The 13302-nt window shown below is 51.3% G+C and carries 5 protein-coding genes; all 5 read left to right on the forward strand.

What is annotated here, in order from left to right; translation table 11 throughout:
* Positions 1 to 45 precede the first annotated feature (45 nt).
* The 5 genes from aceE to ACFOE0_RS00095 all read left to right on the forward strand — a co-directional run bounded on the left by aceE (position 46) and on the right by ACFOE0_RS00095 (position 13228).
* Positions 46 to 2712, forward strand: coding sequence for a pyruvate dehydrogenase (acetyl-transferring), homodimeric type (gene aceE, locus ACFOE0_RS00075; protein WP_248936393.1), 2667 nt, complete (start codon positions 46 to 48; stop codon positions 2710 to 2712).
* 12 nt (positions 2713 to 2724) lie between these two features.
* Positions 2725 to 4632 (forward strand): pyruvate dehydrogenase complex dihydrolipoyllysine-residue acetyltransferase, encoded by a 1908-nt coding sequence (gene aceF / locus ACFOE0_RS00080; protein ID WP_248936394.1) that lies wholly within the window; start codon positions 2725 to 2727, stop codon positions 4630 to 4632.
* Between the two features lie 179 nt (positions 4633 to 4811).
* Complete coding sequence (lpdA, locus tag ACFOE0_RS00085; RefSeq protein WP_248936395.1) at positions 4812 to 6242, forward strand: dihydrolipoyl dehydrogenase; 1431 nt, start codon at positions 4812 to 4814, stop codon at positions 6240 to 6242.
* Positions 6243 to 6487: 245 nt separating this feature from the next.
* A complete protein-coding gene (locus ACFOE0_RS00090) occupies positions 6488 to 10930 on the forward strand; it encodes an EAL domain-containing protein (RefSeq protein WP_248936396.1) in 4443 nt (1480 codons plus the stop codon).
* A 69-nt stretch (positions 10931 to 10999) separates the two neighbouring features.
* The gene (locus ACFOE0_RS00095; protein ID WP_248936397.1) at positions 11000 to 13228 is read left to right on the forward strand and encodes a patatin-like phospholipase family protein; all 2229 of its coding nucleotides are present in this window, start codon (positions 11000 to 11002) and stop codon (positions 13226 to 13228) included.
* Positions 13229 to 13302 lie beyond the last annotated feature (74 nt).

A 13302-nucleotide genomic window follows, 5' to 3' on the forward strand; every position in this document is an offset into this window, starting at 1 on the left:
GGCAGCCGTTAATTCCACTTAAAACGTGTAAGTAAGGACAGTCTCATGTCTGAACATTTGCTACAAGACCTAGATCCAACAGAAACCCAGGAGTGGCTGGCCGCTCTTGAATCCGTCGTTCGCGAAGAAGGTGTAGAGCGTGCCCAATATCTGCTTGAGCAGGTAATGGATAAGGCTCGCCTTGATGGTGTGGATATGCCTACCGGTATTACCACCAACTACATCAACACCATTCCGGCGGCGCAGGAGCCAGCTTATCCAGGTGATGTGAATCTGGAGCGTCGTATTCGCTCTATCATTCGCTGGAACGCCATCATGATCGTGTTGCGCGCTTCCAAGAAAGATCTTGAACTGGGTGGCCACATGGCTTCTTACCAGTCTTCTGCAGCTTTCTATGAGACCTGTTTCAACCACTTCTTCCGTGCGCCAAACGAAGTTGATGGTGGCGACCTAGTTTACTATCAGGGCCATATCGCTCCGGGTATCTACTCCCGCGCATTTGTGGAAGGTCGTCTGACCGAAGAGCAGCTGGATAACTTCCGTCAGGAAGTGGACGGCAAAGGTATCTCTTCTTACCCACACCCCAAGTTGATGCCTGAATTCTGGCAATTCCCGACTGTATCCATGGGTCTGGGTCCTATCTCTGCTATTTACCAGGCGCGTTTCCTTAAGTACCTGAACGGCCGTGGCATGAAAGACACCAGCAACCAGCGCGTATATGCGTTCCTGGGTGACGGTGAAATGGATGAGCCGGAAAGCCGTGGCGCTATTTCCTTCGCCGCCCGCGAAAAGCTGGATAACCTGTGCTTCCTTATCAACTGTAACCTGCAGCGTCTGGACGGCCCGGTAATGGGTAACGGTAAGATCATCCAGGAACTGGAAGGTCTGTTCAAAGGTGCCGGCTGGAACGTTATTAAAGTGGTTTGGGGTAGTGGCTGGGACAAGCTGCTGGCTAAAGACAAGACCGGCAAGCTGCTGCAGCTGATGAACGAAACCGTTGACGGTGACTACCAGACCTACAAGTCCAAGAACGGCGCTTATGTGCGTGAACACTTCTTCGGTAAGTACCCTGAGACTGCTGCTCTGGTTGCTGATATGACCGACGAAGAGATCTTTGCTCTGAAGCGCGGTGGTCATGAGCCATCCAAGCTGTTCGCTGCTTTCAAAGCTGCACAGGACAATAAAGGTCGTCCAACTGTTATTCTGGCCAAAACCGTTAAAGGTTATGGCATGGGTGAGGCTGCTGAAGGTAAGAACATTGCACACCAGGTGAAGAAGATGGACATGAGCCATGTTGAACACCTGCGCAACCGTCTGGGCCTGCAGGATCTGGTATCTGATGAAGCTATCAAGTCACTGCCATACCTGAAGCTGGAAGAGGGCAGTGCCGAGTACAACTACCTGCACGCCCGTCGTCAGGCGCTGCACGGTTATACCCCTAAGCGTCTGCCTAAGTTTACTGAAGATCTGGCGATGCCTGAGCTGGATGCATTCCAGCCGCTGCTGGAAGAGCAGAAGCGCGAGATCTCTACCACCATGGCCTTTGTACGTGCACTGAACGTGTTGCTGAAAGACAAAGGCGTGGGCAAGAACATTGTGCCTATCATTGCGGACGAAGCCCGTACCTTTGGTATGGAAGGTCTGTTCCGTCAGATTGGTATCTATAACCCACACGGTCAGCAGTACACCCCACAGGATCGCGATATCGTTTCTTACTATAAAGAGGCGACTTCAGGTCAGGTGTTGCAGGAAGGTATCAACGAGCTGGGTGCTATGTCTTCATGGGTTGCTGCGGCAACGTCATACAGCACCAACGATCTGCCGATGATCCCGTTCTACATCTACTACTCCATGTTCGGCTTCCAGCGTGTTGGCGATATGGCGTGGATGGCTGGTGACCAGCAAGCCCGGGGCTTCCTGCTGGGGGCAACTGCGGGTCGTACCACACTGAACGGTGAAGGTTTGCAGCACGAAGATGGTCACAGCCACATTCTGGCAGGTACTGTACCTAACTGTATCTCTTACGATCCAACTTATGCTTACGAAGTTGCTGTGATTCTGCAGGATGGTATGCGTCGTATGTACGGTGCTGATCAGGAGAACGTGTTCTACTACCTGACGCTGATGAACGAAAACTATGCTCAGCCAGCCATGCCAGCCGGTGCTGAAGAGGGTATCCGTAAGGGTATCTACAAGCTGGAAAGCCTGGGTGGTGACAAGGGCAAGGTTCAGCTGATGGGCTCAGGTACCATTCTGAACGAAGTACGTAAAGCGGCGCAGATTCTGAGCGACGACTACGGCATCAGCTCTGATGTATACAGCGTAACTTCATTCAACGAACTGGCCCGTGATGGTCAGGCGTGTGAGCGTCACAACATGCTGAACCCAATGAGCGAAGAGCAAGTGCCTTACATCGCCAAGGTGATGGGCAACGAGCCAGCCATTGTGGCAACCGATTACATTAAGAACTACGCAGAGCAAGTACGTGCGTTCGTTCCTGCGCAGTCTTTCCGCGTGCTGGGTACCGATGGTTTCGGTCGCAGTGACAGCCGTGAGAACCTGCGCCGCCACTTCGAAGTTAACGCCAGCTACGTGGTAGTTGCAGCGCTGACCGAACTGGCCAAGCGTGGTGATATCGACAAGAGTGTAGTGGCCGAAGCCATCGCCAAGTTTGATATCGACACTCAGAAAATGAACCCACTGTACGCGTAAGAGGCATATTTCATGGCTATCGAAATTTTTGTACCGGATATCGGTGCCGATGAGGTTGAAGTAACTGAAATCCTCGTCAGTGTCGGTGACAAAGTTGAAGAAGAGCAGTCCCTGATCACAGTTGAGGGTGACAAAGCCTCTATGGACGTACCTGCCGCTCAGGCAGGTATCGTCAAAGAGATCAAAATCAATGTGGGCGACAAGGTTGCTACTGGATCTCTGATTATGGTGTTCGAAACCGAAGGTGCTGCAGCTCCGGCTGAAGCACCAGCAGCGGCTGCTTCTGTGGCTGCAGCCGAGACGTCGGACCGTCCAGTCGCTGCCGCCGAATTGAAGGAAGTAAATGTTCCTGATATCGGTGGTGACGAAGTGGAAGTGACTGAAGTGCTGGTTGCCGTTGGTGACAGCATCTCTGAAGAACAGCCTCTGATCACTGTGGAAGGCGATAAGGCTTCCATGGAAGTTCCAGCTCCTTTCTCCGGCGTGCTGAAAGAGATCAAGGTGAACCTGGGTGACAAAGTCTCCACCGGCTCACTGATTATGGTATTTGAAGTGGCAAGCACTGCTGTTGCTGGTTCCGCTCCCGCAGCTGCACCAGTGGCTCCAACTGCAGCACCAGCAGCTTCTCAGGTGCAGGAAGTTCACGTACCTGATATCGGCGGTGACGAAGTTGAAGTCACGGATGTGATGGTTGCCGTTGGCGACAGTATCGAAGCCGAGCAGTCGCTGATCACTGTGGAAGGCGATAAGGCCTCCATGGAAGTGCCTGCGCCATTTGCCGGCACTGTTAAAGAGATCAAAGTGGCTGCTGGTGACAAGGTCTCTACCGGTTCGCTGATCATGGTCTTCGAAACCGCTTCTGCAGCGCCTGCTGCGGCTCCGGTTGCTGCCAGTGCACCCGCTGCGGCGGCTTCTGCTCCTGCCCCTCAGGCAGCAGCGCCTCAGGCCGCAAGCGCTGCCAAGGCTGAAGATGGCTTTGTAGCCAACAATGAGTATGCTCACGCATCACCTGTTATCCGCCGCCTGGCCCGTGAATTCGGTGTTAATCTGGCCAAGGTAAAAGGTTCTGGCCGTAAAGGCCGTGTGGTGAAAGAAGACGTTCAGACCTACATCAAAGAAGCGCTGAAGCGTCTTGAGTCAGGTGCTGCATCAGCTTCTGGCAACGACGGTGCTGGTCTGGGTCTGCTGCCATGGCCAAAAGTAGACTTCAGCAAGTTTGGTGAAACTGAAGTTCAGCCGCTGTCACGCATCAAGAAGATTTCTGGTGCCAACCTGCATCGTAACTGGGTGATGATTCCTCATGTTACTCAGTTTGACGAAGCGGACATCACTGAACTGGAAGCATTCCGTAAGTCTGAAAACGCGGCTGAAGCCAAGAAAGACACCGGCATGAAGATCACCCCTCTGGTGTTCATCATGAAAGCTGTTGCCAAAGGACTGGAAGCCTTCCCTAACTTCAATGCTTCTCTATCTGAAGATGGTGAAAGCCTGGTACTGAAGAAGTATGTGAACATTGGTATTGCAGTTGATACGCCAAATGGTCTGGTGGTTCCTGTGGTACGTGATGTGAACAAGAAGGGTATCCACGAGCTGTCCCTCGAGCTGATGGAGATCTCCAAAAAAGCCCGTGCCGGTAAGCTGACCGCTGCCGATATGCAGGGTGGTTGTTTCACTATCTCCAGCCTGGGTGGACTGGGTGGTACTTCCTTCACGCCAATTGTGAATGCGCCGGAAGTTGCTATCCTTGGTGTATCCAAGTCAGACATGAAGCCAAAGTGGAACGGCAAAGAGTTTGAACCTCGTCTGATGTTGCCTCTGTCTCTGTCCTATGATCACCGGGTGATCGATGGTGCAGAAGGTGCCAAGTTTGTCACCTACTTGAGTGGCGTACTGTCAGACATTCGCAAGCTCATTCTGTAATGAGTAAGGCTGCCTGAGAGGGCAGCCTTTTGTTTACAGTGATTGGTGCCTAAGTATCTGAACAGCGATTGTGATCGGCATCAAACACGGGTTAAAATGCGGGCACCTTACAAGCAGGCAAATCAGGCAGTTGGTTAAGGTTCCCAGCCCAACGGAATGAACAAAGATTAGAGGAAATCATGAGTAACGAAATCAAAACTCAGGTAGTGGTATTAGGTGCCGGTCCTGCTGGCTATTCTGCAGCATTCCGCGCAGCGGATCTCGGTCTGGAGACTGTGATCGTTGAGCGTTACAACACCCTGGGTGGTGTGTGTCTGAATGTGGGTTGTATTCCGTCCAAGGCCCTGCTGCACGTTGCCAAAGTGATTGAAGAAGCCCATGTGATGGCTGATCATGGTGTGACTTTCGGTGAGCCTCAGATCGATCTGGACAAGCTGCGCGCATATAAAGAGAAGGTTATTGGTCAACTGACCGGTGGTCTGGGTGGCATGGCCAAGATGCGTAAAGTGAAAGTCGTTAACGGTCTGGGTAAATTCTCCAGCGCCAACAGCATTGATGTGACTGCTGAAGATGGCACTGTGACCAAGGTTAACTTCGACAACGCCATCATTGCTGCTGGCTCACGTCCGATTCAGCTACCATTTATTCCCCACGAAGACCCACGTATCTGGGACTCCACCGATGCGCTGGAGCTGAAAGAAGTTCCCGGAAAACTGCTGGTTATGGGCGGCGGTATTATCGGTCTGGAAATGGGTACCGTATACCATGCGCTGGGTACACAAATTGACGTGGTTGAAATGCTGGACCAGGTTATCCCGGCCGCTGATAAAGATGTGGTTAAAACCTTCACCAAGAAGATCAGCAAGAAGTTCAATCTGATGCTGGAAACCAAGGTGACTGCGGTTGAAGCCAAAGAAGACGGCATTTACGTGTCTATGGAAGGCAAGAAAGCTCCGGCTGAGCCTGTTCGCTATGACGCAGTGCTGGTGGCCATTGGTCGTACACCAAACGGTAAGCTGATTGACGCCGAGAAAGCCGGTGTAAACGTTGATGAGCGTGGCTTTATCAACGTAGACAAGCAGCTGCGTACCAATGTGGCTCATATCCATGCTATCGGTGATATCGTGGGTCAGCCAATGCTGGCACACAAAGGTGTGCATGAAGGTCACGTCGCTGCTGAAGTGATTGCCGGTAAGAAGCACTACTTTGATCCTAAGGTGATCCCATCTATCGCTTACACAGATCCAGAAGTGGCCTGGGTTGGTCTGACTGAGAAAGAAGCCAAAGAGCAGGGTATTGCCTACGAAACTGCTACCTTCCCATGGGCAGCCAGTGGTCGTGCAATTGCTTCTGACGCGGCAGACGGTATGACCAAGCTGATCTTCGATAAAGACAGCCATCGCATCATTGGTGGTGCCATCGTTGGTACCAATGGTGGTGAGCTGCTGGGTGAGATTGGTCTGGCTATCGAAATGGGTTGTGATGCCGAAGATATCGCGCTGACTATCCACGCTCACCCAACTCTGCATGAGTCTGTGGGCCTGGCTGCAGAAATCTACGAAGGTTCAATTACTGACCTGCCAAACCCAAAGGCTAAAAAGAAGAAGTAATCTTCTGAATTGATTATTTAAAGGCGCTCATACGAGCGCTTTTTTTTCGGAAAAATGCAAATTTATCACCTATTGTTAAGTCTACTCCCCCTTAAAAATTCTGGGGAAGCATACTTGCGAAGGATAAAGGCGAACAGTATGTTGAGTGCATCCCGGACATTGGGATTTAGTCAGGAAGGCGCTGTTTTACACATCATTTCGTCTTCGCTCAGGGAAGGATTAATCGGCGAGAATTATCACACGGCATGCATTTTTTTAAACTGTCCCTCCTGCTGTTGATGCTGACATTGCCTGGCATCAATCAGGCATGGGGCCACACTAATATTCACAGAGTTATCAGTGCCAGAGATGGCCTGATGTTCAATGGTGCGGTTCAGCATATCAACTTTGATGATCAGGGACTTGCCTGGATTGCATCTGAATATGGTTTGTATCGGGTCACTCAGTCCCGGGCCAGACGTGTGGACGTGGGCGGTCAATCTGTGTCTCCTCAAACCTTCAGTGGCAGGCCATTCTGGCGGGTTTTTCCTGTGACTTCATCCATGGTACTTGCGACGACAGAAGAGGGGACTTTGCTGTTCGACGTCAGGGATAACAGGATGAAGGCGCTTGGCTCAGATCTTTTTCCTTCCTTTGGTAATGCGCTGATCACCGATATGAAGCAGGCTGCGGATGGCAGCTACAGAGTAATGACTGAAGAGGGTGAGTTGTGGCGCTTTGATCCTGTAGCGATGACCATGGAGTTTATGTTCAAGGCTCCTGCCGAGGACGAGTTCTGGCTGAATATTCAGGCCTTTCGGGGTGCCTGGATACTGGTGGGAAAGCACAATCTGCTTCTGGTTAACGACGATGGAGAGCTGGAAAGAAAGCTGTGGGAGTCGGACAGCATCAGGCTTAGGAGTTTGTATCAGGCAGATGATGGAACACTTTGGGCTGCGACTTCTGATGGCCTAGCAAGCCTGAAACTGCCAACTCTGGAGCTGAATTTCGAGCCAGGAGTAACAAAAAGCCTGTACTCGCTGACTCAGGATAATGAAGGCACTTTCTGGTTTGCCTCCAGTGATGGCTTGCTGGCCTGGAAACAGGGCGAAGAGCTCAAGACTTATTACGCTGACCTGATATTCAATCAGGCAGATATCAGTACTGTATATACGGTCACCCGGGATCCTTCCGGTTTGATATGGGCCGGAGGTAACGGTAAGGGAGTCGTGCTGTTGGCTCCTGAGCCGGACTATGTGCTGGACAGTATCAGTAGTCATGATGCATACCAGATTCCACTGAATGTCAGCTGGTCAATGATTGCCGATAAAACCCATCTCTGGTTGGCTACAGAGGGCGGGCTGCATTACGTAGACAGGGATAACACCAGCTTTAAATCTGTGTCGCTTGAAGGATTGTCCCGTGACGATCAGGTTTATGACATTGCCTGGTTGGATCAGGGAAATCTGCTGGCTCTGACCACCAATGGCCTGTACCGGGTCGATAAAAACTCACTCGAATCTCAAACCTTAGCCGCCTGGAGCGGTCATATTCCCCCAGAAGAAACCGATTGGGCGACTGTGTTGTACAGCGACCCAGTGAGGCAAGGCTGGGTTTGGTTGGGTGGTTATAAAGGCTTGTATTACTGGCATCCGGGCGAACGCAGGATATTACCTGTGGACTGGGGTAAGTATGGCCCTCCGGGTGACACAGGAAATATCAATTTTGTTAAGCGTGACAGCCAGGGGCGCCTTTGGATTGGCGGTAATCAGGTGTTTGGCTACTTTGACAGAAACCTGACTGGCTTTACTTCGCTGGCATCTCTGATAAAGGTTGAAGACAGTTCCCCGGAGCTGATGAACATACTGGAGCTGAGCCCGGGAAAATTCTGGTTGGGAAGCGCTGAACACGGCGTATTTGAGTTTGATGGTGAGCAAGTGACCTCGCTCAAGTCTCAGGTTCCCTGCACAACAGTGTTCTTTATGGGACAGACTCAGAATTACAATTTTATCGGCTGTACAAACTCTTTGATTACCCAGCGCAAGGGTTCAGATAGTTTTATGATTCACAGTCGGCGCTCCGGCTTGCCTGTGTCTGAATTCAATCAGGGCGCATTTGAGTTGTATCAGAACGACAAACTTTATGTTGGTACAACCGATGGCGTGCTGTTGCTGGATGTCGGGGTGATGCAGGCGCAACAGCGCAGCGACAGGTTGTTCATCGAAGCTATTCAGGTGATGGATACAGATGCCGAGCATCTGGATCTCTTACCCGGTGAGTCGGTGAAATTGGCCGCCGGAACTGAAGTGATCAGTATTCAGTTGTCCGCAGCCAGTTTTTGGCACGTTGAGCCGCCGGATCTACAGTATCGACTGCTGGAAAGGCGGGGACGAAATGAACCCGGTTATTTGCCTTTGAATGGCCAGACTCTGCTGACCCTGAATAACCTGCATCCCGGCGATTATGTCCTTGAAGTACTGCAACGTCAGGATGGTGTGTGGTCTGAATCCCCTGTGCTGTTTCAGTTTGCGATCGACTTTGAGTGGTGGCAAACCACCTGGTTCCGAATGTTGCTGTTCGCCAGTGTGCTGGCCTTGCTTGCCTTTGTATTCTGGATAAGGCAGCAGCAGCTTAACCGTGTCAAAGCCATGAATGCCGAACTCCAGGCGGGTGAGGAAAAGCTGCTGCAGGCGCTTAAAGGCAGCGACTCTGAGTTGTGGGAATGGCATGCGGATATGGACAGGTTATTTCTCAGTAATCGAACAGGATTACTGGGTGAGTCGCAAATGTTGGTATTGCGTCCCCAGTCCGTCAGGCTGTTTCCTGATGATCAGCAGGAGTATGAGCAACTCTGCAATGGGCTGCGCAGCGGGGAGCTACAGAAGTTTGAGACCGAGTTCAGGTATCTGAATCCCAAAGGTGATGTTGCTTGGATGAGGGTCATGGGTAAGAGCCTTTTCGATCAAACGGGCAAGTTGCAGCGGGTATTGGGTATCTTCAGTGATATTACCGCCATCAGAGAGCTTCAGGATAAAGCCAGCTTGTTGGCCAGGGCCTTTGAATATACAGCCGAGGGTGTGCTGATCCTGGATCATGAACAGAATATCTCTGTCGCCAATCGCTCCGCCATCAGCCTGCTGGGTGAATCTCTTGAGGGACGGGCTTTCAAGAGCCTGCTGACAATTCCCAATCTGGATGAGGAGTTGTTTCGGGAGGTCACCGCTCAGAGCGGTTGGAGTGGTGAGCTGGAGTTTGCCCTGCCGGAAATGTCCTGCCCTGTGTGGTTGAATGCGTCAGCTATGTGCGATGGCAACAATAAAGCGATGCACTATGTCATGGTGTTCTCTGATATCCGCGAGCGTAAGCGCAGTGAGGCTGACCTCAGGCGGTTGGCCAACTACGATATGCTTACGGGACTTCCCAACCGAACTCTGTTCGGTGCCAGACTGATGAAAGCCATACTCCAGGCGGGGAAAAACGACGAGAAGCTGGCGCTGCTGTTTATGGATCTGGACAGGTTCAAGCATGTTAATGACTCTTACGGTCATGGCATGGGGGATGCCTTGCTGGTAGAAGCTGCTTCAAGATTGCACGCCTGTATGGAAACTGAGCATACTTTGTGTCGGTTTGGCGGCGATGAATTTGTAGTCCTGGCTCGGGATGCTGACAACCTGGATAACGTAAACCGATTGGCAGAAACCATCCTCAGGCAGATGACCATGCCTTTTGAACTTTATGGCCGGGAGTTCCATCTGTCTGCCAGTATTGGGATCAGTGTCTGGCCCGATGATGCCAGTCAACCGGAAGCGCTGATCAAGAATGCTGATCAGGCGATGTATCATGCCAAGGACGAAGGGCGTTGTAATTTCCAATACTACTCCTCAGAGCGAAACGCCGAAGCCCTTTATCATTTGAAGTTGGAAGCAGAGTTACGCAAAGCGCTGGAAAATGGCGACTTTGAACTCTATTTCCAGCCCCAGATTAATATTCGGGAGCGAACTGAACGCCTGGTGGGTATCGAAGCGCTGCTGAGATGGCATCATGCTACTGAAGGCTATATTCGCCCGGATATATTTGTTGCCATCGCCGAGTCCTGTGGTCTGGTTAAACAGCTGGATCTTTGGGTATTAAGGGAGGCCTGCAGCCAGGGACGCAAGTGGTGCCAGATAGCGCCCGATGATTTCTATGTTGCGGTCAATATCTCAGCAGTGCACTTTCGTTCACCGGATTTCGTCTCGGGCGTGCATCGTATTTTGTTGGAAACGGGCATGAAACCGGAAAATCTTGAGCTTGAGATCACCGAAGGTGTATTGATGAAAGAGGTGAGCGTGGCTCAGGAGCACCTGAGAAAACTGGCAGAGCTGGGGGTTAAGGTGGCTATTGATGATTTTGGTACCGGCTATTCATCATTAGCTTACCTGCGGCATTTCAGCGTAAACAGTCTCAAGATTGACCGGACTTTCTTTATCGACATTGTGGATCATGTTTCCGATCAGGCGATTGTCTCCAGTATTGTGGAGCTGGCCCGTAACCTTAAGCTGGATGTAGTAGCTGAAGGGGTGGAAACCGAAGAGCAACTTGAGCAGGCCTTTATCCGCGGTTGTTACACCATTCAAGGCTATTACTATGCCAAACCTATGCCGGTGCCAGATATGGACGCCTATTTAAGGCAACACAGCTTTCCGCCGGCATCCGACGTTGCCAATTGAGTGACATTTGCGGTTGTTACACAAGCGGTTACAATGCTTAATCATTAATCTCTCCATCAGTACACACCTATGAAGCGAGCTACCTGGTCTCTTGTCCTGCTGTGGGCTATTTCCCTCTGTTTGCCGGTTTATGCAACAGAAGATGACAGACCCAAGATAGGTCTGGTGCTCAGCGGTGGTGGTGCCAAAGGCGCTGCTCATATCGGTGTACTCAAGGTGCTTGAGGCTTACCATATCCCGGTGGATTATGTAGCTGGTACCAGTATCGGTGCCTTTGTGGGAGGCATGTACGCCCTGGGCTACAGCTCCACAGAAATTGAAACCATTATGATGGGGACAGATTGGGCCAAAGGTTATTCAGATACCATTCCCAGACAGGATCTCAGCTACAGAGATAAGCAGTTCCGCGATCAGTACAACATCCCCATCAATGTGGGTTACAGCGATGATCAAGTCAAAGTGCCAAGTGGCCTGCTTCAGGGACAGACCATGTCCATGTTATTGCGTAATGCCACTAATCTGGTGCCTGAATATACCAACTTTGATGATATGGCGATCCCATACAGAGCGGTTGCCACAGATCTGGTGACCAGCAAAGCCTTTGTCCTGTCCAAAGGCAGCGTAGTGGTGGCAATGCAGGCGTCTGCCACTGTGCCTGGGGCGCTGCAGCCGGCCGAGGTGGACGGCACTCTGCTGGTGGATGGTGGTATTGCCAATAATATGCCTGTGGATGTGGTTAAAGCCATGGGAGCTGACATAGTGATTGCTGTGGATATCGGCTCTGCCCTGGTGGGCAAAGATCAGCTCAACAGCACTGTCGCAGTGCTTAACCAGCTGTCTACCATGTTGACCAATGCCAGCACCGAAAGGCAGGTGGGGCTGCTGTCTGACAGGGATATTCTGATCCGTCCGGATGTGGGTGAAATGAGCACCACCGATTTTGCCATCATGCCCAAAGTGCTGCCTTTGGGAATTACAGCGGCGCTGGAATTCCACAATCAGCTGGAGGCCCTAACCGTATCGGATGAAGCTTATCAGGCCTACGAGAATCACAAATCCAGGTTACGTGCTCAGTGGCAAAGCGAACTTAAGTTACCTTTGGCCCGGGTAGTGCTGGAAAACCATTCCAAGGTCAGTGATACATTGATTCTGGACACTCTGGGGCTGAAACAAGGCCTGGTGGTGAACAGAGCCGATCTGGACGCTGCTATTGAAAGAGTGTACGCCCTGAATCAATTTGAGCGGGTTAATGCAGAGTTCCGTGATACCCCAACTGGCCGCGAACTGTTAATGATCACCAGAGCCAAGTCCTGGGGACCGGACTATTTTCAGCTGGGTCTGAACTGGGAAGACGACTTTACCCTGGACTCTACCATCACCCTGGATATGGCCTACACCCTGACCGATGTGACCGAAAATGGCGGCGAGTGGCACAACGAGCTGAGACTGGGTTCCGAGAAGTTGGTCAGTAGCCAGTTTTATCAACCTCTGGATTCCGACCAGTTGTTCTACGTTCAGGGCACAGGCAAATATGAGATAAATGACTGGGATATCTACGATGGAAACAACCGTGTGGCAGAGTTGGATAAGTCCAGTTTCCAGCTGTTTGCGGGCATTGGCTACAACTACACCAATGCTGGCCGGGTAGAGTTGGGTTTAATTGGTGAGTGGGGGGAAATCAGCAATAAGAGTTTGCTGACCGACGACTTCTCTTATGAGTCCTGGGGCGGGTACTTCAAGCTGGGATATGACACCCTGGATTCCATCAGTTTCCCCACCAGTGGTAACCGTTTGAATTTGAATCTCTACTGGCGTAACGATGATTATCCGCCTTTTATCGATCAGGACTCAGGTGAGGGATCATTGCAGATAGAGGCAGATTGGAAAGGTGCCGTCAGCGTCGGCAGTCATGGGCTGGTGGGTAAAGCCGCCTTTGCCACAGTCAATAAAGATGGTCTGTTCTCTGTACACCTTTCTGAATTGGGCGGCTTTTTGAACCTGTCGGGCTTCCACCGTAATGCGTTGGTGGGTTCCCATAAGTTATTCGGTGCCATTATGTATCAATATGATTTGGGGCGTGATGCATTGGGAATGACAGAGTTTCCCCTATACCTTGGAGCCAGCCTGGAAGCGGGTAACATCTGGGAATTGTCGGATCAGATCGCGGTTAACGATCTTATTTACGCATCCAGCCTGTATTTGGGCACTGACACAGATCTGGGCCCTGCTGCACTTGGTATAGGTCTTACCGATACAGGTGACAAAGCCTTTTATCTGTTCCTTGGAAAGAACTTCTAATTAATTCAGTGGGTTTGAATATACAGCTCCGGACGTGATCCGCTTCACGTCCAGGCTTGTTGCATCTGTCGGCA

This window comes from Shewanella submarina (genome assembly GCF_042646185.1).
GTDB classification, from domain to species: domain Bacteria; phylum Pseudomonadota; class Gammaproteobacteria; order Enterobacterales; family Shewanellaceae; genus Shewanella; species Shewanella corallii.

Coding starts and splice junctions, on each gene's coding strand:
- aceE (WP_248936393.1), top strand. CDS start 46: ATGTCTGAACATTTGCTACAAGACCTAGATCCAACAGAAACCCAGGAG.
- aceF (WP_248936394.1), top strand. CDS start 2,725: ATGGCTATCGAAATTTTTGTACCGGATATCGGTGCCGATGAGGTTGAA.
- lpdA (WP_248936395.1), top strand. CDS start 4,812: ATGAGTAACGAAATCAAAACTCAGGTAGTGGTATTAGGTGCCGGTCCT.
- ACFOE0_RS00090 (WP_248936396.1), top strand. CDS start 6,488: ATGCATTTTTTTAAACTGTCCCTCCTGCTGTTGATGCTGACATTGCCT.
- ACFOE0_RS00095 (WP_248936397.1), top strand. CDS start 11,000: ATGAAGCGAGCTACCTGGTCTCTTGTCCTGCTGTGGGCTATTTCCCTC.